This is a genomic window from Bradyrhizobium genosp. A (genome assembly GCF_049949275.1).
Classification (GTDB): domain Bacteria; phylum Pseudomonadota; class Alphaproteobacteria; order Rhizobiales; family Xanthobacteraceae; genus Bradyrhizobium.
On the sequence record NZ_CP188196.1, the window covers coordinates 1,284,840 to 1,309,817 of the forward strand.

Annotated in this window: 18 protein-coding genes and 2 pseudogenes; 10 read left to right on the forward strand and 10 right to left on the reverse strand. The window is 63.8% G+C overall.

The window, feature by feature from the left end; translation table 11 throughout:
- Positions 1–265: 265 nt before the first annotated feature.
- The 6 genes from ACP2YP_RS05850 (at position 266) to ACP2YP_RS05875 (ending at position 6,071) form a co-directional block, all read left to right on the forward strand.
- Complete coding sequence (locus ACP2YP_RS05850) at positions 266–1,663, forward strand: M20 family metallopeptidase (RefSeq protein ID WP_426422914.1); 1,398 nt, start codon at positions 266–268, stop codon at positions 1,661–1,663.
- A 99-nt stretch (positions 1,664–1,762) separates the two neighbouring features.
- Complete coding sequence (locus tag ACP2YP_RS05855; RefSeq protein WP_426422916.1) at positions 1,763–2,674, forward strand: amino acid ABC transporter substrate-binding protein; 912 nt, start codon at positions 1,763–1,765, stop codon at positions 2,672–2,674.
- 243 nt (positions 2,675–2,917) lie between these two features.
- Entirely contained in the window at positions 2,918–3,649 is a 732-nt protein-coding gene (locus ACP2YP_RS05860) for an amino acid ABC transporter permease (RefSeq protein ID WP_426422918.1), read from the forward strand.
- Positions 3,650–3,653: 4 nt separating this feature from the next.
- Entirely contained in the window at positions 3,654–4,346 is a 693-nt protein-coding gene (locus tag ACP2YP_RS05865) for an amino acid ABC transporter permease (protein WP_426422919.1), read from the forward strand.
- A gap of 12 nt (positions 4,347–4,358) precedes the next feature.
- A complete protein-coding gene (locus tag ACP2YP_RS05870) occupies positions 4,359–5,090 on the forward strand; it encodes an amino acid ABC transporter ATP-binding protein (protein ID WP_426422921.1) in 732 nt (243 codons plus the stop codon).
- A 120-nt stretch (positions 5,091–5,210) separates the two neighbouring features.
- Positions 5,211–6,071: a D-amino-acid transaminase gene (locus ACP2YP_RS05875; protein WP_426422923.1), complete on the forward strand. Its 861-nt coding sequence runs from the start codon at positions 5,211–5,213 to the stop codon at positions 6,069–6,071.
- Positions 6,072–6,216: 145 nt separating this feature from the next.
- Here the strand turns inward: ACP2YP_RS05875 and ACP2YP_RS05880 are convergent, their stop codons facing one another.
- From ACP2YP_RS05880 to ACP2YP_RS05890, 3 genes are all read right to left on the reverse strand, one after another.
- Positions 6,217–6,678, reverse strand: coding sequence for a carboxymuconolactone decarboxylase family protein (locus tag ACP2YP_RS05880; RefSeq protein ID WP_426422924.1), 462 nt, complete (start codon positions 6,676–6,678; stop codon positions 6,217–6,219).
- Between the two features lie 27 nt (positions 6,679–6,705).
- Positions 6,706–8,325 carry an MDR family MFS transporter gene (locus ACP2YP_RS05885; RefSeq protein WP_426422926.1) on the reverse strand — a complete coding sequence of 540 codons (1,620 nt, stop codon included), beginning with the start codon at positions 8,323–8,325 and terminating at the stop codon, positions 6,706–6,708.
- A 131-nt stretch (positions 8,326–8,456) separates the two neighbouring features.
- A complete protein-coding gene (locus ACP2YP_RS05890) occupies positions 8,457–9,608 on the reverse strand; it encodes an HlyD family secretion protein (RefSeq protein WP_426422928.1) in 1,152 nt (383 codons plus the stop codon).
- A gap of 140 nt (positions 9,609–9,748) precedes the next feature.
- On the opposite strand from ACP2YP_RS05890, the gene ACP2YP_RS05895 reads away from it, so the two are divergent.
- On the forward strand, positions 9,749–10,660 hold the full coding sequence (locus ACP2YP_RS05895) for a LysR family transcriptional regulator (RefSeq protein ID WP_426422930.1): 912 nt from the start codon (positions 9,749–9,751) through the stop codon (positions 10,658–10,660).
- Positions 10,661–10,789: 129 nt separating this feature from the next.
- Here the strand turns inward: ACP2YP_RS05895 and iaaH are convergent, their stop codons facing one another.
- Together iaaH and ACP2YP_RS05905 are read right to left on the reverse strand one after the other, a co-directional pair.
- The gene (iaaH, locus tag ACP2YP_RS05900) at positions 10,790–12,214 is read right to left on the reverse strand and encodes an indoleacetamide hydrolase (protein ID WP_426422932.1); all 1,425 of its coding nucleotides are present in this window, start codon (positions 12,212–12,214) and stop codon (positions 10,790–10,792) included.
- A 75-nt stretch (positions 12,215–12,289) separates the two neighbouring features.
- Complete coding sequence (locus ACP2YP_RS05905; protein WP_426422934.1) at positions 12,290–15,739, reverse strand: indolepyruvate ferredoxin oxidoreductase family protein; 3,450 nt, start codon at positions 15,737–15,739, stop codon at positions 12,290–12,292.
- A 154-nt stretch (positions 15,740–15,893) separates the two neighbouring features.
- Here ACP2YP_RS05905 and ACP2YP_RS05910 point away from each other — a divergent pair, with 154 nt between their 5' ends.
- A complete protein-coding gene (locus ACP2YP_RS05910) occupies positions 15,894–16,349 on the forward strand; it encodes an Lrp/AsnC family transcriptional regulator (RefSeq protein ID WP_426422935.1) in 456 nt (151 codons plus the stop codon).
- 239 nt (positions 16,350–16,588) lie between these two features.
- Here ACP2YP_RS05910 and ACP2YP_RS05915 read toward each other — a convergent pair whose 3' ends face one another.
- Together ACP2YP_RS05915 and ACP2YP_RS05920 are read right to left on the reverse strand one after the other, a co-directional pair.
- Positions 16,589–17,029, reverse strand: a complete 441-nt coding sequence (locus ACP2YP_RS05915; protein ID WP_426422937.1) for a hypothetical protein — start codon at positions 17,027–17,029, stop codon at positions 16,589–16,591.
- A gap of 120 nt (positions 17,030–17,149) precedes the next feature.
- Complete coding sequence (locus ACP2YP_RS05920) at positions 17,150–17,578, reverse strand: hypothetical protein (RefSeq protein WP_426422939.1); 429 nt, start codon at positions 17,576–17,578, stop codon at positions 17,150–17,152.
- 61 nt (positions 17,579–17,639) lie between these two features.
- Between ACP2YP_RS05920 and ACP2YP_RS05925 the strand changes: the two genes are divergently transcribed.
- On the forward strand, positions 17,640–18,557 hold the full coding sequence (locus ACP2YP_RS05925; RefSeq protein WP_426422941.1) for a LysR family transcriptional regulator: 918 nt from the start codon (positions 17,640–17,642) through the stop codon (positions 18,555–18,557).
- A gap of 55 nt (positions 18,558–18,612) precedes the next feature.
- Here the strand turns inward: ACP2YP_RS05925 and ACP2YP_RS05930 are convergent.
- The 3 genes and pseudogenes from ACP2YP_RS05930 to ACP2YP_RS05940 all read right to left on the reverse strand — a co-directional run.
- A pseudogene (locus tag ACP2YP_RS05930) lies at positions 18,613–18,768 on the reverse strand (DUF2437 domain-containing protein); the annotation flags it as partial.
- Between the two features lie 15 nt (positions 18,769–18,783).
- The gene (locus ACP2YP_RS05935) at positions 18,784–20,151 is read right to left on the reverse strand and encodes an LLM class flavin-dependent oxidoreductase (RefSeq protein WP_426422943.1); all 1,368 of its coding nucleotides are present in this window, start codon (positions 20,149–20,151) and stop codon (positions 18,784–18,786) included.
- 21 nt (positions 20,152–20,172) lie between these two features.
- Positions 20,173–20,466: pseudogene (locus tag ACP2YP_RS05940) on the reverse strand (Ldh family oxidoreductase); the annotation flags it as partial.
- 394 nt (positions 20,467–20,860) lie between these two features.
- On the opposite strand from ACP2YP_RS05940, the gene ACP2YP_RS05945 reads away from it, so the two are divergent.
- A complete protein-coding gene (locus tag ACP2YP_RS05945) occupies positions 20,861–24,976 on the forward strand; it encodes a bifunctional diguanylate cyclase/phosphodiesterase (RefSeq protein ID WP_426422945.1) in 4,116 nt (1,371 codons plus the stop codon).
- Positions 24,977–24,978: the final 2 nt, after the last annotated feature.

The following is a 24,978-nucleotide window of genomic DNA, read 5'->3' on the forward strand; positions in this document are numbered from 1 at the left end:
GGCCGTTGGCAAGGGCCAAAAATAGAAAGGCTTGGGCCTTGGCAAGGCCAAAATCAGCGGCACTCCCGCCCTTGGCAAGCCAATCTCAAGAGAGCAAGAACGGAATCCCAAGAGAAAGTCCAAGAGAAACTCCAAGAAAAAACTTCAAGAAAACTCCAAGAAAAGCTCCAAGAAAACTCCAAGAACTATCCAGGTCCCCGCCACTTTCGAAGGCTTGCCCGTGTCGGGTAAGGTCCTTCCTCCCAAAGCTTCGAAGACCAAGCCAATGACCAGAGCCGACGCCATCGCCCGCGCCCGGGACGACTTCAAATCCGGCGCGTTCCTCGCTGAACTCGACCGCCGGGTCGGCTTCAAGACTGAAAGCCAGAACCCCTCGCGCGGCCCCGAACTGCGTGCCTATCTGGAACAGGAGATGATGCCCTCCTTCGCCGCGCTCGATTTCACCAGCCGCCTGGTCGAATCCCCGAGCGGCAAGGCGCCGTTCCTGTTTGCCGAGCATCACGAGAGCGCGTCACTGCCGACCGTGCTGATCTACGGCCATGGCGACGTCGTCGACGGCATGGAGGGCGAGTGGCGCGATGGCCGCGATCCCTGGCGCACGACGCCGGCAGGCATTCGCCTCTATGGCCGCGGCACCGCCGACAACAAGGGCCAGCACAGCATCAACATGGCCGCACTCCGCGCGGTGCGCGAGGCACGCGGCGGCAAGCTCGGGTTCAATGCAAAATTCATCGTCGAGATGGGCGAGGAGATCGGCTCGCCTGATCTCGGCAAGGTCTGCGACCTCAACCGAGACGCGCTGAAGGCCGATCTGTTCATGGCCTCCGACGGGCCGCGGCTGTCGGCCGATCGGCCGACGCTGTTTCTGGGCTGCCGTGGCGGCATCCGCATCCAACTCGACGTGAACCTGCGCGACGGTGGCCATCATTCTGGCAATTGGGGCGGCGTGCTGGCCAACCCTGCGACCATCCTGGTCAACGCGATTTCGACGCTGGTCGACGGCCACGGCCGGCTTCAGCTCGACGCCCTGAAGCCCTCACGGCTCACCAATCAGATCCGCAGCTACCTTGCCGATGTGCAGGTGGTGCCGACCGAGGGTGAGCCGGCGCTTGCGGAGAATTGGGGCGAGGACGGCTTGTCCGCGGCCGAGCGGCTCTATGCCTGGAACACGCTGGAGGTTCTGGCGATGTCGTCGGGCAATATCGAGAAGCCGGCGAATGCCATTCCCGGTCACGCCAATGCTGTGCTGCAACTGCGTTTCGTGGTCGGCACCAAGGTCGATGGCCTGATCGACGCCGTCCGCGCCCATCTGGTCGCAAAGGGCTTTCCGATGGTCGAGGTGCGGGCGGCCCAGAGCTTTGCGGCCTCGCGCACCGATTTCGACAGCCCCTGGATCAAATGGGCGGCGGATTCAGTCCAAAACACCACCGGCAAGGCGCCGGCGGTGCTGCCGAACTTCGGCGGCTCGCTGCCGAACGACGTGTTTTCCGAAATTCTGGGCCTGCCGACGATCTGGGTTCCCCACTCCTATCCTGGCTGCTCCCAGCATGCGCCCAATGAGCATATCCTGCTGCCATTGACCGAAGAGGCCTTGACGGTGATGGCCGGGCTGTTCTGGGATCTCGGCGAATTGCCAAGTCCGCTAACAAGACCGCTGACCTGAGCCTACTAACCAAGAGCCGGCATCCAGCCGAAAGTTACATTCTATTCCGGCCCGATTTGTGCTTGCATCCGGCCGCATCATCCTGAAAGGGGAGAAAAAGTGAAACACTTCCGTCACATCGGCCTTGCGCTCGCCGCGACCTTTGCCATGAGCCAGGCTGGGGCCGAGGAGCTCACCGGCACGCTGAAGAACATCAAGGACACCGGCGCCATCACGCTGGGCTTCCGCGACTCCTCGATCCCGTTCTCCTATCTCGACGACAACCAGAAGCCCGTCGGCTTCGCGATGGACATCTGCTACAAGATCGTCGAAGCCGTGAAGAAGGAGCTCAAGCTCGACAAGCTCGAGGTCAAGCTCAATCCCGTCACCTCGGCGACGCGTATCCCGCTGATGGCCAACGGCACCATCGACCTCGAATGCGGCTCGACCACCAACAATGCCGAACGCCAGAAGCAGGTCGCCTTCACCAACACCCACTACCTGACCGCCAGCCGCTATGTCTTCAAGAAGTCGAGCGGCCTGAAGTCGATCGAGGACCTCAAGGGCAAGACGGTGGTCTCCACCGCCGGCACCACCAATATCAAGCAGCTGACCGAAGCCAACGTTTCGAAAGGTCTCGGCGCCAACATCATTCCGGCCAAGGACCACGCCGAGTCCTTCCTGATGGTCGAGACCGACCGCGCGGTGGCCTTCGTGATGGATGATGTCCTGCTCGCGAGCCTCGTGGCCGGCTCGAAGTCGCCGGACGATTACGTCATCTCCAAGGATGCGTTCTCCAAGCCCGAGCCTTATGGTATCATGCTGCGCAAGGACGACGCGCCGTTCAAGAAGGTGGTCGATGCGGCAACCGCTGCGCTCTACACCTCCGGCGAAGCCGAGAAGATCTACGACAAGTGGTTCACCCAGAAGATCCCGCCGAAGGGCCTGAACCTCAACACGCCGATCTCGCCCGAGTTGAAGAACGAATTCGCCAAGCCCTCGGACTCGCCGAACCCGGACGACTACAAGTAAGATGCTGTTCGCCTCTCCCCGCGTGCGGGGAGAGGCCGGAATTCAAGCGCAGCTTGAATTCCGGGTGAGGGGGACTCTCCACGAGTCCAACTATCACCTCCCTCGCGGAGAGCCCCCCTCACCCTAACCCTCTCCCCGCAAGCGGGGAGAGGGAAGATATCCCGGCCATTCTGATAGGGAAGTGGCCGGACATTTGCATAAGCGCCAAGACATCTCTGATTGGCGCGTTCGCGCGGGGGACACGTGAACTACCACTGGAACTGGGGAATCTTCTTCCAGCCGAACCCGATGGGGACCGGCAGCTATCTCGACATGCTGCTGTCGGGACTGGTGCTGACCCTCGAAACCGGGGTGCTGGCCTGGATCATCGCGCTGATCACCGGCTCAGTCGTCGGCGTGATGCGCACGCTGCCGTCGAAGGGCGCCAACTGGTTCGGCTTTTGCTACGTCGAATTTTTCCGGAACATGCCGCTGCTGGTGCAGCTGTTCCTGTGGTTCTTCGTGCTGCCGGAGCTGCTGCCGAAGTCTGCCGGCCTGTGGCTGAAGCAATTACCGAATGCGCCGTTCTGGACCGCAGCGATCGGCATCGGTTTCTTCATGTCGGCGCGCGTCGCGGTGCAATTGCAGGCCGGCATCGGCTCGCTGCCGCGCGGGCAGAAGATGGCCGCGACCGCGCTCGGCCTGACCACGGTGCAGGGCTATCGCTACGTGCTGCTGCCGATGGCGTTCCGCATCATCCTGCCGCCGCTGACATCCGAGTTCCTCAACACCATCAAGAACACGGCGGTCGCCATCACCATCGGCCTGCTCGAGCTGACCGGACAGGCGCGCTCGATGCAGGAATTCTCGTTCCAGGTGTTCGAGGCCTTTACCGCCGCGACGCTGCTCTATCTCCTCGTCAACGCCGTCGTCGTGACCGCGATGCGCTTCCTCGAGCGCTACGTTGCGATCCCCGGCTACATCACGGGGAAATAGCGCCATGTTCAGCAATTTCGATTTCGGCGTCATCATCCGCGCGCTGCCCTATCTGTTCTACGAGGGCATGAGCTTTACGGTGATGCTGACGGCGCTCGCCGCGCTCGGCGGTCTTGTCTTCGGCACGGCGATCGCGCTGATGCGGCTCTCCGGCTACAAGACGCTTGGGCGCATCGCCGGCCTCTATGTCGACTTCATGCGCTCGCTGCCGCTGGTGCTGGTGATCTTCTGGTTCTACTTCCTGGTGCCCTATATCGGACAGTGGCTGACCGGCGCCTCGCGGCCGATCAGCGTCGGCGCGTTCGCCTCTTCGCTCATCACCTTCATCATGTTCGAGGCCGCCTACTTCTCCGAGATCATGCGTGCCGGCATCCAGTCGATCTCGCGGGGGCAGCCGGCCGCCGCCAATGCACTCGGCCTGACCTATGCGCAGACCATGCGCTACGTTGTGCTGCCGCAGGCGTTTCGCAACATGTTGCCGGTGCTGATCACGCAGACCATCGTGCTGTTCCAGGACACCTCGCTGGTCTACGTGCTGTCGATCACCGATTTCCTTGGCGCCGCCAGCAAGGTCGCGCAGCGCGACGGCCGTCTGGTCGAGATGTACCTGTTTGCCGCTGTCGTCTACTTCACCATTTCCTGTATCGCCTCCTTCGGCGTCCGCCGCCTCCAGGCGCGCATCGCCATCATCCGCTAGAGCAAGTCGGTCATGATCGAAATCAGCCACGTCAACAAATGGTACAGCCCGACCTTCCAGGTACTGACCGACTGCACCACCAGCGTCACCAAGGGCGAGGTCGTCGTGGTCTGCGGACCCTCCGGCTCGGGCAAGTCGACGCTGATCAAATGCGTCAACGCGCTGGAGCCGTTCCAGAGCGGCGACATCAGCGTCGACGGCACCAAGGTCAATGATCCCAAGACCAATTTGCCGAAGTTGCGGTCGCGCGTCGGCATGGTGTTTCAGCATTTCGAGCTGTTCCCGCATCTGAAGATCATCGACAATCTCTGCCTTGCGCAGCAGAAGGTGCTCGGCCGTTCCCACGACAAGGCCGTGACGAAAGCCAACCAGCTGCTGGACCGCGTCGGCCTGAATGAGCACGCGCAAAAATTTCCAGCGCAGCTTTCCGGCGGCCAGCAGCAGCGTGTCGCGATTGCGCGCGCACTGGCGATGGATCCGATCGTGATGTTGTTCGACGAGCCGACCTCGGCGCTCGATCCTGAAATGGTCAGCGAGGTGCTCGACGTCATGGTCGATCTCGCCCGCGAAGGCATGACCATGATGGTCGTGACCCACGAAATGGGCTTTGCACGCAAGGTCGCCAACCGCGTCATCTTCATGGACCGCGGCGAGATCGTTGAGGACGCCCCGAAGGACGACTTCTTCGGCAAGCCCCGCAGCGACCGCGCGCAGAAGTTCCTGTCGAAGATTTTGTCGCACTGATCGGTCGTCATTCCGGGCTCGCCGCTTCGCGCCGCCCCGGAATGACGTATAGAGGGGTGATCGACGCCCCCATTTCGCGTATAAGCGCGCAAATCCCCCTTTCCCGCCAGGAGACCAGCCTTGGATTCGACCGCCTACGTCAACGGCTCATTCGTCCCGCTCTCGGACGCGAAGATCTCGGTGCTCGACCGCGGCTTCCTGTTTGCCGACGGCATCTACGAGGTCTCGGCCGTGCTCGACGGCAAGCTGGTCGACAACGCCTCGCACCTGGCGCGGCTGGAGCGCTCGGTCGGCGAGATCAGCTTGAGGCTGCCGGAGACGGTCGAGCGCATCACCGAGATCCAGAAGGAGTTGATCGCTCGCAACAAGGTCGTGAACGGCCTCGTCTATCTCCAGGTCACGCGCGGCGCCGACAAGGGCCGCGACTTCGCTTTCCCCAAGGGCGACGTCAAGTCGAGCCTGGTGATGTTCACCTCCGAGAAGGACATTATCAATGCCGCCTCGGCCAAGACCGGCATCAACGTGATCACGGTGCCCGACATTCGCTGGGAGCGGCGTGACATCAAGAGCGTGGCGCTGCTGGCGCAGGTGCTGGCGAAGCAGGCGGCTGCCGAAGCCGGCGCCGGCGAGGCCTGGATGCTGGAAGACGGCTACGTGACCGAAGGCGGCTCGTCGTCGGCGTTCATCCTCACTCAAGACGACGTCATCGTCACCCGCAAGAACTCCAACGCGATCCTGCCGGGCTGCACCCGCAAGGCCGTCGTCGCGCTCGCCGAGGAGCGCCAGCTCCGGGTCGAGGAGCGCTCGTTCACGGTGGAAGAGGCGCTTGCCGCAAAGGAGGCCTTTGCCACCTCGGCCTCGCTGTTTGTCCAGCCTGTGGTCGCGATCGACGGAAAGAAGGTGGGCGACGGCAAGCCCGGGCCGCTTGCCGCGCGCCTGCGCGAGATCTATGTGGAGTTCGCCAAGGTGACGGCGGTTTAGGCCGCATGCCCGGCTGTCGTAGGGTGGGCAAAGGCGCGCTTGCGCCGTGCCCACGTCTTCTCTCGCGTTTTTTGAATGAAGCGGTGGGCACGCTTTCGCTTTGCCCACCCTACGAGACTTGCGCGTGAGGGGCGCGCGGCATCCCTTACGCCACCGACGCCTTCACCTTCACCGGATGGACCGCGCGGAACGCGATGGCCAGCCTGTTCCAGGCGTTGATGGCGCCGATCAGCATGGTCAGGTTCACCGTCTCCGCATCGGAGAACTGCGCCCGCACCTCGGCGTAGACGTCGTCGGGCGCGTGCGTTTCCGCGATCAGCGTCACCGACTCGGTCCAGGCCAGCGCGGCGCGCTCGCGGTCGGTGTAGAGCGGGGATTCGCGCCAGGCGTTGAGCAGATAGATGCGCTGCTCGGTCTCGCCACGCTTGCGGGCGTCCTCGGTGTGCATGTTGATGCAGAAGGCACAGCCGTTGATCTGCGAGGCCCGGATCTTGACGAGCTCGATCAGCGACTTTTCCAGACCCGTCGATTGGATCTGCTCCTCCAGCGCCATCAGCGCCTTCATCGTGTCGGGGGCGGCCTGGTAGAAATTCATGCGGGGTTTCATGGCCGTTCTCCTTGGTTGGGGTGGTGGTCAGTGGGCGCCACCGGCCGAGACATGGCCGGGCTTCTTCAGGAAGAGGGAGGCGATGAAGGCGACGATCAGAGCGAGACCGAGCAGGTAGAAGGTGTCGCTGAAGGCGAAGATGAAGGCCTGCTTCTGCACGACGTGGCCGATCGCGACATAGGCACGATGCGACGCGTCGGCACGATCGAGCACGCCGTGATTGATGAAGTACTGCGTGAGCTGCTCCAGCCGCGTGCGGGTCGCCTGCTCGAACACCGAGACCGACTGCATCAGCACGTTGGAGTGATATTGCTCGCGCTTGGTCAGCACGGTCTGCAGCAGCGCGATGCCGACAGCGCCGCCGAGATTGCGCATCATGTTGAACAGGCCGGAGGCCGAGCCGGCATTCTCCGCCTCGATGCCGGCGGTCGCCACTGCCGACAGCGGCGCCATCACCAGCGCCTGGCCGATGGCGCGAACGACGTTGGGCCACAACAGCTGATCGGCGGCGTAGTCGTTGGTCATATAGATGTTCATGAAGTTCGAGCCTGCGAACAGCATGAAGCCGACGCCGATGATGATCCGCGCGTCGAATTTTTGCATCAGGCGCGGCACCAGCGGGATCAGCAGCAGCTGCGGCAATCCGGTCCAGGCCAGCACCGTGCCGATCTGTTCGGAATTGTAGCCCTGGATGCGCGACAGATATTGCGGCAGGATGAACACTGAACCGTAGAGCGCGACGCCGAGCAGGAAGTTGGCGAGCATGCCGAAGCCGAAATTGCGGCGGACCAGCAGACGCAGGTTCAGCAGCGGCTTCTTCACCGTCAGCTCGATGATCAGGAAGGCGGTCAGCGCCACGGCCGCGATCACGCTGAGCTTGACGATGAAGGGTGAACCGAACCAGTCGTCCTTGTTGCCTTCCTCAAGCACCGTCTGCAGCGCGGAGAGGCCGATCGCCATGGTGATGATGCCGGCCCAATCGCCCTCGCGCAGCAGCGACAGCTTCATCGGCTTGGCGTCGAGCGCATACCAGAGCATGCCGACCATGATCGCGCCGGGCGCGAGGTTGACGTAGAAAATGTACTGCCAGCCGAAATTCTCGGTGAGATAGCCGCCGATGGTCGGACCGATCGCGGGCGCAAACGTCGCCGACAGCGCGAACAGCGCAAGACCGACCGGCTGCTTCGCACGCGGCAAGAGCGTGATGATCAGCGTGAACGCCATCGGGATCAGCACGCCGCCGGTGAAACCCTGTACGGCGCGCAGCACGATCATCTGCGGCAGGTCCTGTGCCAGCGCGCAGGCCGCCGACAGCAGCAGGAATAGAATCGCATTGGTGAGCAGATAGATCCGGATCGAGAACACCTGCGCGAGCCAGCCGGACAGCGGGATCACCACGATCTCGGCGATCAGATAGGAGGTCGAGATCCAGCCGCCGTCGTCGATGCCGGCGCCGATCGCGCCCTGGATGTCGGCGAGCGAGGCGTTGACGATCTGGATGTTCAGCACCGCCATGAAGGCGCCGAGCGTGGCGCCGATCACCGCAATCCAGGTTTTGGCGGAGACGGCCGGCGTTGCGGGAGCCGCAGTCGGAGCGGGGAGATTGGCGGCGGAAGCGGCGTTGAGGGTCGGTTGAAGCGTGCTCATGGAAGCCTCGTCTCGGTTACGGAGACAGGATGCATTAGGCGGATGGTTTCGATAATCAGGGAAGTCTGGGAAGGATCATCCGGCAGAACTTGATAATCAGGACTTGATAATCCTGCCGTGCCCTTCCCGCCTCAGCCCCCGTTAGGGCGCGACGCGTTGTCGGCGACGCGCTTGGCGGTCTCGCGCTCGGCCACCACAGTTGCCTTGGTGTCGACGGTCGGGACCGCCGACATGCCGGGCCGCAGCAGGCCGGTGAGGCTGTGATCGTCGAGCACGATCTTCACCGGGACGCGCTGCACGATCTTGGTGAAGTTACCCGTCGCATTGTCGGGGGGCAGCAGCGCGAATTCGAGTCCGCTCGCCGGCGCAAGGCTGTCGACATGACCGTGCAGCGTGCGATTGCGAAAACTGTCGACGATCAACTCGACCGGCTGGCCGGCGCGCACATGGGTGAGCTGGGTCTCCTTGAAATTCGCGACCACATAGACCGCGTCGAGCGGCACCACTGCCATCAATTGCGTGCCGGCCTGCACGAACTGTCCGACGCGCAAGCTGCGCGCGCCGACAGTGCCGTCGACAGGCGCGGTGATCTCGGTATAGGACAGGTTCAGCTCAGCCTGGTCTGCGACGGCGCGAGCGTGCTCCAATTGCGCGACGGCCTGGGCGCGCTGGGTGGTCAGCACGTCGACCTTGCGCTGTGCGGCCACCAGGCCCGACCTGGCGTGCTGCAGTTGCGCGTTGCTGGCGCGGAGTGCCGCATCGGTCTGCTGCGCGCGCTGGATCGTGCCGGAGCCCGACTTCATGAGGTCGTCGTAGCGGGCGCGCTCTTCCTGCGCGAATTTCAGATTGGCGTCGGCAGCAGAGACGTCAGCCGTGCTTTGCTCGATGATCGGCTGTTGCAGTTCGAGCTGGGCATCGAGGTTGCGGACCGAGGCTTCGGCTGCGGCGACATCGGCGCGGGCCTGGCCAAGCGCCGCCTTGAAGTCGCGGTCGTCGATTTTCGCCAGGATCTGGCCGGCCTTGACCTTCTCGTTGTCGCCGACCAGCACCTGGGCGATGTAGCCCGAGACCTTCGGGGCGATGATGGTGGAATCGGCCTTCACATAGGCGTCATCGGTCGATTCCAGGTAGCGGCCGGTCGTCAGGTAATCGTAGCCAAAATCGCCGGCGACAGCGACGCCGAGGGCCAGCGCCAGCGCGAGGGCTGCTCGCTTGATCGCCTGGCGGGACGGCTTCAGGCTGATTTTATCAGTTGTTTCAGTGGTATAAGTCGCGTTCGACATGACATCCTCCGGATTCCCCAGACGTCCCGTTCCCGAAGGGGCGCTGTTGTCTGGGCAGAAGATGCGCTGTCCCGGCGCTTGTGATAATCCGCCAAAAAGTAAAATGATTGTCCACTCATGCTGCATAATCCGAGGCGCTCATGGACCGGCTGACCAGCCTGACCGCTTTCGTCCGGGTCGTTGATACCGGCGGGTTCTCCGCCGCCGCCCGCAAGCTCAACATGTCGACGACCATGGTGAGCAATCACATCCAGGCGCTCGAGGAGCGGCTCGGCGCGCGGCTGCTCAACCGTACCACCCGCAAGGTCAGCGTCACCGAAATCGGCAAGGCCTATTACGACCGCTGCATCCAAATCCTGTCCGATATCGAGCAGGCCGACGACATCGCGGGCGCCTTGCAGTCGGTGCCGCGGGGCACGCTGCGGATTCATTCAGCGACCCACATGGTGCCTTTCGTCGCGGGCGTCGTGGCAAAACTGCTGTCGACCTATCCGGATGTGAAGGTCGATTTGCGCATGGGCGAGGCCAATGTCGATCTGATCGAGGAAGGTTATGACGTTGCGCTGCGCATGACCCCGCCGCCGGATTCGAGCCTGATCGTCCGCAGCCTTGCCACCTGGCGCCACGTGCTGTGCTGCTCGCATGATTATCTCGAAAGGCACGGCCGGCTGCAGCAGCTCGCCGAGCTCACCGAGCACAATTGCGGCCGCCACCTCAACTATCCCTTCGGCGACGAGTGGCGCTTCTTCGATCGCAAGGGCGCGCCGGCATCGGTGCGCATCTCGGGCAGCCTCGTCACCAACAGCGGCGAGGCGCTGCGACGGATGGTGATCGAGGGTGCCGGCATCGGCCTGCTCGCGGGTTTTCTCGTGAGCGACGACCTCGACGCCGGCCGCCTGGTGCGCCTGCTGCCGGAATACCGGCCGGTTGAGATGTCGATGAACGCGGTCTATCCGCATCGTCATCATCTGTCGGCGAAGGTCCGGACCTTCATCGACATGCTCGTGCATCACAGCGCCGAGCAGCAGAAGCTGATCAATCCGTATTCGTGAGATGCTGCCAGTTCCTCATCCTGAGGAGCGCGGAACGCGCGTCTCGAAGGATGAAGGCCCGTGGCCTCGCCCTTCGAGACGCTTGCTACGCAAGCTCCTCAGGGTGAGGGGATAGATATGCGCCTGCCTCTAGCGCGGCGCCGGCAATCGTTCGAACACGCCATCGAGCGCCATGCCGATTGCAAGCAGCCGTTCGTCGCTCCCCGCTGGGCCATCCAGTTCAAGTCCGATCGGAAGCTTGCTCGTGGCGCCCAGCGCGATCGGAACCTGGATGCCGGGAATGCCGGCATTGCTGCCGGGGTCGGTGTTCTGAATGAACAGCCCGAAATTCTCGAGGCTGCTGGATTCCGGATTGGAGGCGATCGCAACCCGCGGCGTGGTCGGGAAGGCGATGGCGTCCAGCCGGTTGTCTGCAAAGGTCCGCTGGTAGAGCGCCTGAAGCGCCGGTCTCGCCACATTGATGGCTTCGTCGTAGAGCGGCTTTGCATCGACGAAGCTGCCGTCGGGCGCCGGCAGTTTGCGCGGCAGCACCAGGCCCTCATAGGTGCCCTTGACGTCGGGGCTCGCGATCTGTGCGACCATCGCCTCGATGGTGACGCCTGTGCCGGTGCGCTCGAGATAGGCGACCATGTCGTCGCAGGCCTCATAGAGCGCAACCGGAAATCCGACCTGGCCGTTGAGCTGCGCAAGCTCATTCATCTCGATGTCGACCACGGTCACGCCTTGAGTCTTCAATCGGGCGAGGGCGGCATGGAACGCGGCTTGGGTGTCTCCGTCGAGGTTCGCCAGCATGCTCTTAACGAGACCGAGACGGACCTTGCTCAGATCGGCCGGCTGAACGGCATCGCCGCCGGCGATGACGCGATCGAGCATTGCGACATCAGCCATGGTCGCGGCCATCGGACCCGCGGTGTCGCGGGTATGGGAGATCGGCGCGATGCCTTGTTGCGGATAGCGACCGGCGGTCGGGCGAAGCGAGGCGCATCCGTTCAGCGCAGCCGGCACCCGGACCGATCCGCCGGTGTCGGTGCCGAGCCCTCCCGCGACGATCCGCGCGCCGATCGCGGCGCCCGTTCCGGACGACGACCCGCCGGCGATCAGCGAGCGATCATAGGCGTTGCGCACGCCGTATTCAGCGCCAGTCTTGAATGCAGCGTTATACCCGGAGATGCCGAAAGCCAGCTCGTGCATGTTGGTCTTGCCGATGATGACGGCGCCTGCGGCCCGCAGCCTTGCGACGACCGGCGCATCAGTGCTCGGAATGAAGGTCTTCAGCCCCGGCGTTCCCGCAGTGCAGGGCAGTCCGGCAACCTCGATGTTGTCCTTGATCACGATGGGGACGCCGCCGAGCGGCTTGTTCCCGGCGCCTGCGCCCAGTGTATCGAACGCGACGGCGGCCTTCAGGGCGCCCTCTTCATCCAGGGTGATGAAGGCGTTGAGGTCCGCATTGGCCTTGGCGCGGGTGAGCGCCGCGGAGGTGAGCGCGTGGCTGGTGATTTTTCTGGCAGCAAGCTCGGCCGCCGCCTGGGTCAGGGTCAACTGGTCGAAATTCATGATGCGTCACCCGATTGCCGGGCTCCATGAGGGAGCCTCTTCCAACCGGGAGGCTGGATCCTCGCTGGCGCGACGTCAACCGTAGGCGCGCATCTTTGCCGGCGAAGATTCGGTCAGACCGGCGAGCAGCCGCTCGACCTCGGGTTTCACCTTCGCAATCGCGATGTCCTTCACCGGCCCGTAGCCGCGGATTTCCATCGGGGCTTTGGCGATTGCGATGAGCTCGGGCAGATGTCCTGGATCGAGCTGGCCTAGTATCCGTTCGATCAGGCCTTCATACCAGACAATCAGCTCCCGCTCGGCGCGCCGTTCGGCGGTGTAGCCGAACGGATCGAACGGCGTCCCGCGCAACCCCTTCAGCCGCGCCAGCATGGCGAGCGGCGTCTGGATCCACTGACCGAAGGCGCGCTTGCGTGGGCGGCCGCGGGCGTCGTGCTTGGATGGCAGGAACGGTGGGGCGAGATGATACTGGACGCTGAAGCCGTCCTCGAACTCGCGCTTCAGCTCGTCGACAAAGCCGGTCTGCATATGCAGGCGCGCGACCTCGTACTCGTCCTTGTACGCCATCAGCTTGAAGAGGGCGCGGGCGACGGCCTCGGTCAGGGCCTCGCTGTTGAGGGCGGCTTCGGCAGCACGAACTTTTGCGACCAGTGCTCGATAGCGCCCAGCATAAGCCCCATCCTGATAGGCGGTGAGGAAATCGGCGCGCCGGGCGATGAGCTGGTCGAGCGTCTCGGCCTTCGGCGTCTCGTTCGCCTTCGGCAAAAAGTCCGGATCGGCGGCGGCGAGCCGACCCCAGGCAAAAGCCTGCTTGTTGCGCTCGACCGCGACGCCGTTGAGCTCGATCGCGCGCAGCAGCGCCGACCGCGAAATCGGCACCAATCCACGCTGCCAGGCAAAGCCGAGCATGATGATGTTGGCATAGACGGCATCGCCGAGCAGGCGTTCGGCCAATGCATTGGCATTGATGCTGTCGAGATTGTCGTTGCCGATGACGCGGCCGATCGCGCGCAGGCGGGCGGGGGTGGCGAGATCGGCGTCGCGGAAGCGGACGACGTCGCCGGTCGGCATCTCCGCGGTGTTGATTGCAGCGCGCGTGCCGCGGCGATAGGTGCCGGACGCCTTCGGCGAGGAGCTGACGACGAGGTCGCAGCCGATCAACGCATCGGCCGCGCCCTGGTCGATCCGGACCTGGTGCAGCGCCTCGGGACTTGAAGCGAGGCGGATGTAGCTCAGCACCGGGCCAAATTTCTGCGCAAAGCCGGTAAAATCCAGCACCGAGACGCCGCTTCGTTCCAGATGCGCGGCCATCCCGATCAGCGCGCCGACCGTGATCACGCCGGTGCCGCCGACGCCAGTCACGAGCAGATCGTAGGGACGATCGAGCGTGGCGGGAGCGGGGAGGGGGAGCGTGGCCGCGCGACCGATTGCATCGATCTGGCTTGCGCTCTTCTTTCGGCGCGCCGCGCCTTCGACGGTGACAAAGCTCGGGCAAAAGCCGTTGAGGCAGGAAAAATCCTTGTTGCACGCCGACAGATTGATCTGACGCTTGCGACCGAACGGCGTCTCCTTCGGCTCGACGCTCAGGCAGTTGGACTCGACCGAGCAGTCGCCGCATCCCTCGCAGACGAGATCATTGATGTAGGCAAAGCGTTTGGGATCGGCGATCTGTCCACGTTTGCGCCGGCGCCGCTTCTCGGTGGCGCAGGTCTGCTGGTAGATCAGCACCGAAACGCCGGAGATTTCGCGCAGCTCGCGCTGGATGGCGTCCATCTCCTCGCGCGGGTGGATGGTGACGCCATCGGGCAGATCCGCCGGCAAGAATTGGGCAGGATCGTCCGACACCAGCGCGATGCGGGCCACGCCTTCGGCGCGCACGCTGTGTGCGATGGCCTGCACGCTGATGGGGCCGTCGACCGGCTGGCCGCCGGTCATGGCGACGGCGTCGTTGAACAGGATCTTGTAGGTGATGTTGGCCTTTGCTGCGATCGCCTGCCGGATCGCCATCGAGCCGGAATGGTAGTAGGTGCCTTCGCCGAGATTCTGGAAGATGTGCTTGTGGCCGGTGAACCGTGACGACGCGGCCCAGTTCACGCCTTCGCCACCCATCTGGATCAGCGACGAGGTCTCACGGTCCATCCAGCTCGCCATGAAATGGCAGCCGATGCCGGCCAGCGCCTTCGATCCCTCGGGCACTTTTGTCGAAATGTTGTGCGGACATCCGGAGCAGAAATAGGGCGTACGCGTCGCGCCCGACACGTTGATCGTGCGCTCGGCTTCCGGCAGCAGTGACGCGGCGCGCGCGGCAAGATTGAGGCCTGGAAACATCGGATCGAGCCTGCGGGCGAGCACGGACGCCAGCGCGCGCGGTGACAATTCGCCGATCCAGGAGATCAGCCGCGCGCCGGTTTCGTCGTGCTTGCCGACCATCCGCTCGGGTTTTGCACCGGGATAGTCGTAGAAATATTCCTTGAACTGGCTCTCGATGATGCCGCGCTTCTCCTCGACCACGAGGATCTCGCGCTTGCCATTCACGAAGTCCATGGCGTCGTGCAGCGCCAGCGGCCAGACCATGCCGACCTTGTAGATATCGATGCCGATGCTGCGGCAGGCGGCTTCATCGAGACCCATCAGCCGCAGCGCTTCCATCAGATCGAGATGCGCCTTGCCTGTGGTGACGATGCCGTAGGTGGCGTTTGGAATGTCGTAGATATGGCGATCGATCGGATTGGCTTTGGCAAAGGCGTAGACCGCGTGCTTCTTCGCTTCCAGCCGCTCCTCGATCTGCGGGCCCGGCAGATCGGGCCAGCGATAGTGCAGTCCGCCTGGCGGCGGGGTGAAGTCGGGCGTGCGGAAGAGGCGCGGCGGGCGTAGCGCGACGGATGCGCCTGACTCGACGATCTCCGAGATCGCCTTGAAGCCGACCCACATGCCGGAGAAGCGGCTCAGCGCGTAGCCGTACTCGCCGAATTCGAGATACTCGCTGACGCTTGCGGGGTGCAGCGTCGGCATGAACCAGCTCATGAAGGCGACGTCGGACTGGTGCGGCATTGAGGACGACACGCAGCCATGGTCGTCGCCGGCGACCACCAGCACGCCGCCGTGCGGCGACGAGCCGTAGGCATTACCGTGCTTGAGCGCGTCGCCGGAGCGATCGACGCCGGGGCCCTTGCCGTACCAGAGCCCGAACACGCCATCGACCTCGCGGTCGGCCTGGGTTTCGACCTGCTGCGAGCCGAGCACCGCGGTTGCCGCGAGGTCCTCGTTCACGGCGGGGAGGAATTCGATGCGGTCCTGCCTCAATCGCTGCTGGATGCGCCACAGTTCGAGATCGATGCCGCCGAGCGGCGAACCGCGATAACCGGAGATGAAGCCGGCGGTGTCGAGCCCCGCGGCGCGGTCGCGCCTGATCTGGTCGAGCGCGATGCGGACGATCGCTTGCGTGCCGGTGAGGAAGACGCGGCCGTCCTCGCGGTCGTAGCGGTCGGAGAGTTCGTAGGCGTCGAGTGACGAAATGGCGTCCATGGCGGACCTCGCGCGGCATCCTGCCGAATAGGCCAAGGTTAGGCCCTGGGGCGCTGGTAGGTCTTACCTATTTATCCCGCTATGGGCACAGATTCGGTAGAATTTTGTATAATAGATCGAAATCAGGTAGATTTTATCGACTTGAGGGCTCTCGATGATTGAAGATCAGGACACGCGGATTCTCGCTCACCTCCAGCAGGACGGCCGTGCCACCAACCAGCAGCTCGCTGACGAGGTCGGCATGTCGACCTCGGCCTGCTGGCGCCGGGTGCGTGCGCTCGAGGACAGCGGCGTCATCCGCGGCTATGCGGCGCTGGTCGCGCGCGAGCAGGCGGGCTTTGCGATGTCCGCCATCCTCCACGTTTCGCTGGAACGGCACGACGCCAAATTCGTCGACGAGTTCGTCTCGCGCGTCACCACGCGTCGCGAAGTGCTGGAGTGTTTTGCGACCACGGGCGATGCGGATTATCATTTGCGCGTCGTCGTGCAGGACATGGCGGCCTACAACCGCTTCCTCGACGAGTTCATGTTCCGCATTCCCGGCATCCGCTACGTCCGCAGCAATGTGGTGCTGAAGGAGATCAAGACGAGCGTGGCGCTGCCGTTTTGAGATGCGGGAAGTGCCGTAGGGTGGGCAAAGGCGCTCTTGCGCCGTGCCCACCATGTCACCTCGATCACGAATGCGGTGGGCACGCTTCGCTTTGCCCACCCTACGGCACTGAGCTATGCAGGATGCGGCGTAACCGCGCCAGCGGAAACCGTATCAGTACTCATCGGCATTCCTCCATGCTGGCGCGTCGCGATCGGCCTCTCCGTCGGCACGCCGCAGACTGCGGTCCGCCTGTTGCGTCACGATCTCTGTGCTTCCGATCCGGGCCTCAGCAGAAGCATGAAGACGAGAACGTGGCCGACCAGCAGCAAAGGTACGTAAAGGGCGGGGATATAAATGCCGGCGCCGAACAGGCCGGGATTCTGAATCTTCGTCGCGCCCACGTAATATGCGTTCAGGAGATCGAGCGTACCCCAGACGTTGAAGATCCAGACCATCGGAATGGCGATCGACCATCGCCTGGAGAGCGCCGCCATTGAGATGAGTGCGAGACTGGCGGCGATGAGATCTCCCCATCCGACTTCGCTGGCGAAATCCGGGCTCAACTCCGGGGAGACGAACCCGGCGACCATGAAATTCATCCCCAGGAAGCGGAACGCATGGAAGGCTGCGAGAAGCCTCAGGGCGTCAGGGCGCGGCATCGCACGGACAAAGGGCCAAACATAGACGGAGGCCACCACCGCGCTTGTCAGCAAGGCGCCTGCGACACTGAGGACGAATGGAAGGTTGAAGCCCGGTGGCACGTTCGGATGTCCTTGTCATGGTTCGCCCGGTCGGATGGGGGCGAGGCCTGCGGCCGGTCAGGGTTTCGTCATGAGCAGGCGGAGTGGCATGAGCGGGCCCACGGCGATGTATTCGTGGTCGATGAGATCCTGCTTGGCGAGCGGCAAGGCATCCATGATCGCGTGTGCTTCGGCATCATCCCTGGCATCCAGCAGGAAGACGGCGCCCCGCCCGTCGGACCGCGAATACCATTCACGGACCTTTCCGGTGAGATAGAGCTGGACGGTCTGCCTGATTTCATCAGGCATGACGGCCATGATCTGTTCGCGTGTGATGCCAGCCTTGGCGGTCAGGATGACCATGACCCCGGTGGTCGTGGGGGATGGCGCTTGTGCCTGGGCAGCGGATGGTTCGGTCATGGCGGTAACACCTGTCAGTATGAGGGCGAGTGTCAGGACGGCGTTGCGGATTGCCTTCATCGGTTTCGCTTCTCCGGTGCGGCTCATTTGCAATCTGGATTTAGGGCGTCTTTCCGTGGGCGACTATTCGCGATAATGTTGACAGGCTATGAAGCAGAACTTCACAGTCAGGCAGGGAGCGCTCGACGGTGTCGAGGCGTTCCTCAGCGTCGCCCAGCACCGCAGTTTCCGGCGGGCCGCCGCCGAACTCGGCGTCACGCCCTCGGCGATCAGTCAGGCGGTCCGGGCGCTTGAGGCGCGTGTCGGGGCTGCGCTCTTCATCCGCACGACCCGTAGTGTTGGTCTGACCGAAGCCGGCGAGAGATTCTTCGCGCGCGCGAGACCGGCCTTCGAGGAACTCGTCGCAGCAAGCGGGGCGGCGCGTGAGCTCGGTCAGCGACCGGCCGGGCTGCTGCGCCTGACCGTGCCGCGTTCGGTCGTCCCTATCCTGCTCGAGCCGGTGATCGCCTCGTTCTGCCAAGCTTATCCGGAAATCGAGGTAGAGCTTGCGGCAAGCGAGGAACTTGTCGACCTCGCCGCCGGCGGCTTTGATGCCGGCATCAGGATGGGCCAGTTCATCACCCCCGACATGATTGCGGTGCGGCTGACCAAGCCGCTACCGCTCATCGTCGTCGGCAGCCCCGCTTATCTTGCCCGTGCCGGCCGGCCCGAGCATCCGGACGATCTGCGCGCGCACGCCTGCTTGCGATTGCGGCGATCGAGCGGCGCGCTCGCATCATGGTTGCTTACCGACAATGGCCGTTCGGTCGAGATTGCGGTGTCGGGCCCTTTCATTGCCTACGATTATCCGACGATGCTTGGAGCTGCGATCGAAGGCGTGGGTCTTGCGCAAGTGCCCGCACCATTGGCCACCGGCGTCATCACAGCGGGAAGGCTCGTCCGCGTGCTGGAGCAATTCTCGCAGATGACGCCGGGTGTGTTCCTGTATTATCCAGGCCATCGGCAAATCATGCCGAAGCTGCGCGCCTTCATCGACCATGTGAAGAGCCGGTCGGCCGCAGGCTGATCTCGATTCGGGTCGGCGTTTGCTCGGGTTGATCCCGCGGCGACTACCGCGCTTGGATCAGCGGCAGCTCGATCTTCACGTCGCTCAGCGGATGGGTGCGCGAGGTGCGCTGCCATTCACTGAGCGGATCGCCGTCGACCGCGATCACCTGGTCGCCTTCGACCCTGCCCCAGGAGGTTTTGCCGGAGGCGGTGAACTTCAGCCAGCGCATGTCTTGTCCTCGTTGTTATTCGGCGGCGTCGCGCGGCAGCACTTTCCAGGCGCCGGCGGCCGGCCGCTTCAGCCCGAGATTTTCCCGCAATGTCTTGCCGCGATACGCCTTCTGGAACAGCCCGCGCCGCTGCAATTCCGGCACGATATGTTGCACGAAGTCCGCGTACGAGCCGGGCACATAGGTTGCGGCGATGACAAAGCCGTCGCAGCCGCGCTCGACGAACATCTCCTCCAGCTTGTCGGCGATCTCCTTGGGGCCGCCGACCATGGCATCATGCACCTGGCCGCGACCTGAGAAGGTGACGAAGTCGCGCGCACTCGGATTGCTCTTGCCGGAATTCTTCAGCACGCCGTCGCGGATGCCCAGAATGCCCTGCATGCTCTTCAGCTCGTCCGTCGTCAGCGGCGCATCGAGATCCTTGGAGGCGAAGTCGTAATTGAGCGCTTCGGCGAGCAGCGACAGCGCGTCGATCTCGATCGGCAGCTTGTTGATCAGCGCCATCTTGTCCTCGGCTTCCGCCCTGGTCGCAGCGCAGACCGGCGTCGTCAGATTGCAGAGGAACATCTGCTCCGGATCGCGGCCGGCTTTCGCGGCCTCGTTGCGCACGGAGGCGTAGCCTTCCTTGGCGCCGGCCAGATTGCGCGCGGCCGTGAAGATGACTTCGCCCCATCGGCCGGCAAAACGCTGGCCGCGGCCGGATGCGCCGGCCTGGATGATCACGGGATGGCCCTGGTCCGAGCGCGGCACGGTGAACGGGCCCCGCGACTTGAAGGCTGGTCCCTTGTGATCGAGCCGCTTCACCTTGCTCGGATCGGCGAAGCGGCCGCTCGCCTTGTCCATGATGAGCGCGCCATCTTCCCACGTGTCCCAATGACCGAGCACGACCTCCATGAATTCGTCGGCCTTGTCGTAGCGGGAATCATGTTCGGGATGGGAGTCCCGCCCCATGTTGAGGGCCTCGCCATCGTTGAGCGAGGTCACGACGTTCCAGCCCGCGCGTCCGCCCGACATCAGATCGAGCGTGGCAAAACGGCGGGCGACGTCGAAGGGCTCATAGTATGTGGTCGAGCAGGTCGCGCCGAGCCCGAGCTTGTCGGTGACCATGCCCATCGTGGTCAGCACGATCAGCGGATCCATCTTCACGCAGCGGATTCCGTATTCGACGGTGTGGGCGTGGTCGTTGCCGTAGCGGTCCGGCATGGCAAGGCGATCGTCGAAGAACGCCATGTGGAATTTGCCGGCTTCGAGAATCCTCGCGATCTCCTGATAATAGTCCGCCGACATCGAATCGGCGCGCGAGTCCGGATGCCGCCACGAGCTCGGCAAGTTCGTGCAGTTCTGCGCCTGAAGGAAGCCGACCAGGACCATCTGCCGATTCATGCTGCTGTTCTCCGAATTGCCTCAGGCCAGATCGAGCACGGTGTCGAGCCTGTATTCGCGTGCCAGCGCGCGTAGTTTCTCCCAAGTCGCATCCTCGACCTCGATGCCGTCGCGCAGGCGTTGCTGCTCCCGCATGCCCTCGATCTCGCCGGGATAGTAGACGCCTCCGCTACCCTCGGACGGCGGCGTCGATTTCAGGTATTGCGCGAACTCTGCGACCTCGCGCTGGAATTCTTTCAGCGGGCGGAATGCGGCGACGTTGAACACCGCCATGAAGCACCCGTCATTGTGCCGTCCCGTCGGCTCGACGCCGAAGCAACCCCAATGGCCGTCGATAACGGTCGTGGTCGGCGATTCCTGGACGATGGTCCATTTGGCGCCGGGGACGATGTGTCCGGCCTTGACGATGGGCATGGCGTTCCCTCGGCTATGTGCCCTTGATGGGCTGCTCGTTGGACGCCATCGTCTCAAAGCGGGGTTGCGATATCAATCTCCCGTAAACCAATACAGGGCTGCAAATTCGTAAAGAGAGCGCGCCTTTGGTCGTAGATGCCTCCCGAGCGGCGGTATTCCCGGTAGTTTCGCGCTCGTCATTCGCAGCTCGTTCACTTTGATCGGCGGTTTTCAACCCGCAATAACGACCACTTAGGCGATCCCCGTTCATAAAGCACCCGGGAGAAATCGGCAGAAATGCCCGGGAGCTACGATCGTGCCGACGACACTCGCGCGCACCTTTGCGGCGCTGAGCGCCATCAATGAAGCGATCCTCTATGCGAAATCACCCGACGAGCTGCACCAGATGGTCTGCGACGCCGGGTTTTCGAGTGGGGACTTCATGGCCGTTGCCGTGTTCCTGGTGGAGCCGGATGGCCATCGACTGCGCTTTGCGGCGGGCTGTGGCGACGACGTGCCGCGCCTGCGCGCGATCGAGATCACCACGGTTGCCGGCACGCCGGAGGGCTCCGGCGTCGGCGGCGAAGCGTTTCGCAGCCAGAAGCTCTGTATCAGCAATGATTTTCTGAACGATCCGCGCTCGCTGGCCTGGCGCGAAGGTGCAACCAGGGCTGGTATCGGCGCGGCGGCGGCGCTGCCGCTGCTCTGCAACGGCAAGAGCGTCGGTGTTCTCTTCGTGACTCGCAGTGAGGCCGGCTCGTTGGACGCCGCGATGGTGTCGCTGTTCGAGCGCATGTCGGCGAACATCTCCTACGCGCTCGACAATTTTGCGAGCGAGGCCGCCCGGCAGACCGGCGAACGCGCGACGCGCCGGCTCAACCGCATGTTCGGTGCGCTGAGCGCCACAAACGAAGCGATCCTGCACGCAAAGACTGAACTGGACTTGTACCAGCGCGTCTGCGATGCGGCGGTCCATAGCGGCAAATCGCTTGCCACTTTCGTTCTGCTGCGTGAGCCGAACTCGCATTGGTTGACGCCGGTTGCCGCTACCGGGCAAAACCTCGATCTGATCAGGCAGGCGCGCTATTCGATCGATCCGGAGAACGCCTATGGCAAGGGCATTTCCGGCCAGGTCTTCCGAACGCAAAGGCCGATCGTCGAAGATGATCTCGCCGGCCGCACCAAGGCAACGGCATGGGAGAAGGCCAACGTCAACGCCGGGGCGGTCGCTTGCGTGGCGACACCGCTGATCAAGCGCGGAGCCAGCGTCGGAGTGATCTTCTTCTTCGTCAGCAAGGCGTGGGCGAAAGACGAAGAGGTCGTCGCGCTGCTGCTGCGCATCACGGAGAACGTTTCATTCGCGGTCGAGAACTTCGACCGCGATCAGGAGAAGGCGTTGATCGCCGAGGAAGAGGAACGCCTGGCGCGGATGTATGCCGCGCTCTGCGAGACCAACGAAGCCATCATGCGCGCCCGGTCGCGCGCCGAGCTGTTCGATCTGGTCTGCGAAGCCTCGGTGCACGGCGCCAAGTTTGGCTCGACCACGATTGCGCTCGCCGACAGCGGGGACGAACTGCTCCGGGTCGCAGCCTGTGCCGGCCCGAACGCCAAGGAAATGCGCAGCCTTGTATTCCTGACCACGGAGAAGGTCGCCGAGGGGAGGGGCCTGACCGGAACGGCGTTCCGAACCAGGCAGCCCTGTGTCAGCAACGACCTCCGGGTCGACGAGCGGTGCAAGCCCTGGCAGGAGAGCATCCGCAGCACGGGGATCAAGTCCTCGGCTGTGTTGCCGCTGCTCAATGGCGAGCGTGCGGAGGGCGTGTTCATTTTCAACTCGCTTGAAGCGGGCACATTCACGCCCGAGCTCCTCGAACTGCTGGACCGACTGGCCAAGAATGTGTCCTTCGCCCTCGAGAGCCTTGATCGCGCCGAGCAGAAAGCCCGTGCCGAAAAGCAGAAGGACCGGCTCAGCGGCATGTTCCAGGCGCTCAGCGCCACCAACGAAGCCATCATGCGGGCCAAGACCCGCGAGGAACTGTTCGAGGCGGCGTGCCAGGCGGCGGTGCTGGGCGGCGTGTTTGGCTCGGCGACGATCGGCATCATGGATCCGGATCGCGAGTTCGTTCGGGTCGCCGCTTGCAAGGGCCGCATGCATGAGCGGATGATCGGGCGAGCCTGCGCCATCTCGGCCGATCACCCCGAAGGCCGCGGCTTGATCGGGACCTCGATCCGGACCCGGCGGCCCTGCGTCATGAACGACTATATGAACGATTCCAGATCGGAGCATTGGCGCGCCAAGGCGGCCGAGGATGGTACTCTCGCGGCGGCGAGCTTCCCGCTTCTGCGCGCCGGCCGCGAGCCGATCGGCATCTTGCTTTTCCACGCTCCCGAGCAAGACGCGTTCACGCCCGACCTCGTCGAGCTGCTCGGACGCCTGGCCGAGAACGTCTCCTTCGCACTCGACAATTTCGACCGCGCCGAGGAGAAGGCCCGCACCGAGGCGCAGAAGGAGCGGCTGACGCGCATGTTCGCGGCGCTGAGCGCCACCAACGAGGCGATCATGCGGGCCAAGACGCGCGCCGAGCTGTTCGACCTCGTCTGCCTCGCTGCATCGAACGGCGCCAAATTCAACTCGACGACCATTGCGCTGGCGAAGGCCGGCAGCGACCAGCTCGAGATCGTGGCCGCTGCCGGGCCGTCCGCCGACACCACGCGCAGCGTTCGTCTCTCCATCGACCCCGAACGTCCCGAGGGGCGCGGGATGAGCGGCACGGCGTTCCGCACCCGCCAGCCGTGCATCAGCAACGACTATCTCAATGACGATCGCGTCCGCGCCTTCCACGCCGTTGTCCGCGGAGACGGCGCGCGATCGGGCGCAGCCTTCCCGTTGGTCGTGCACGAGCAGGCGGTCGGCGTCATGATCTACATGTCGACCGAGCCCGGCACTTTCACGGACGAGTTCGTCGAGCTGCTGAAGCGTCTGGCCGAAAATGTCTCCTTCGCGATGGAGAATTTTGACCGCGCCGACGAGAAGAACAAGGCCGACGAGCGGATCGAGTATCTGGCCTCGCACGATAGCCTGACAAATTTGCCGAACCGCGAGACCTTCAACGCTCTGTTGCGCGGGGCGATCGATTCCGCGCAGCGCCACGACCACCGTTTTGCGGTACTGTTCATCGACCTCGATCGATTCAAGGTCATCAACGATTCGCTCGGTCATGAGGCCGGCGATCTGCTCCTGCTCGAAGTCGCCGACCGCTTACGCAACACGTTGCGAGAGAGCGACGCGGTGGCGCGGCTCGGCGGCGACGAATTCGTGGTGATCCTCGACCGGTGCGGCGAGATCGACGATGTCCAGCGCATCTCGACCGAACTGCTCGCCGTGCTCGCCAAGCCGATGGAACTTGCCGGCCATGAGTGTCACACCACGGCCTCGATCGGCATCGCGATGTATCCGGCCAACGGCGCCGACGCGCAGACGCTGACCAAGAACGCCGACATGGCGATGTATCTCGCCAAAGAAGACGGCAAGAACGGCTATCGGTTCTTCTCCAAGGAAGTGAAGACGCAGTCGATCGAGCGGCTGTCGCTCGAAAGCGCGCTGCGCCGGGCGCTGGAGCGCGAGCAGTTCGCGCTGAATTATCAGCCCAAGGTCGACATGGAGACCGGCCAGATCACCGGCGTGGAAGCGCTGTTGCGCTGGAACCACCCCGATCTCGGCAACGTCTCGCCAGCGCAGTTCATTCCGCTTGCGGAGGAGACTGGCCTGATCGTGCCGATCGGCCGCTGGGTGTTGAACGAGGCCTGCGCTCAGGCCATGGCCTGGCAGCGCCGCGGCCTGCTGCCGCTGTCGATGGCGGTGAACCTGTCACCGCGGCAGTTTGCCGACGAACATCTGTTGCAGGACGTCGACGAGGCCCTGGCTGCCTCCGGCATGTCGCCGGTGCTGCTCCAGTTCGAGGTCACCGAGAGCATGATGATGCGGAATGTCGGACGCGCGCTGAAAGTGCTCGACGCCATTCAGAGCCGCGGCATCCGGCTTGCCATCGACGATTTCGGCACCGGTTATTCGTCGATGTCGCTGATGAAGCACTTCCCGATCGACACCATCAAGATCGACCGCTCCTTCGTGCGTGACCTGCCGCACGATTTGGAAGACCAGGCGATCGCGCAGGCGATCATCAGCATGGGCAAGGCGCTCGGCATGACCGTGGTCGCCGAGGGCGTCGAGAACGCCGAGCAGGAGGCTTTCCTGCGCACCCATGGCTGCGACGAGATGCAGGGTTTCCTGATCGCCAAGCCGCTGCCGGCGAAGCAGATGGCCGAATTGCTGCGGCCGGTGGAGTTGTCCGTCTCGCCGCCACTCCAGCCGGAGACGGACCCGGCCCTCAACCAAGCCGTGGCGCTGCGGCTGAATCGCGCTGTCGTCTGACG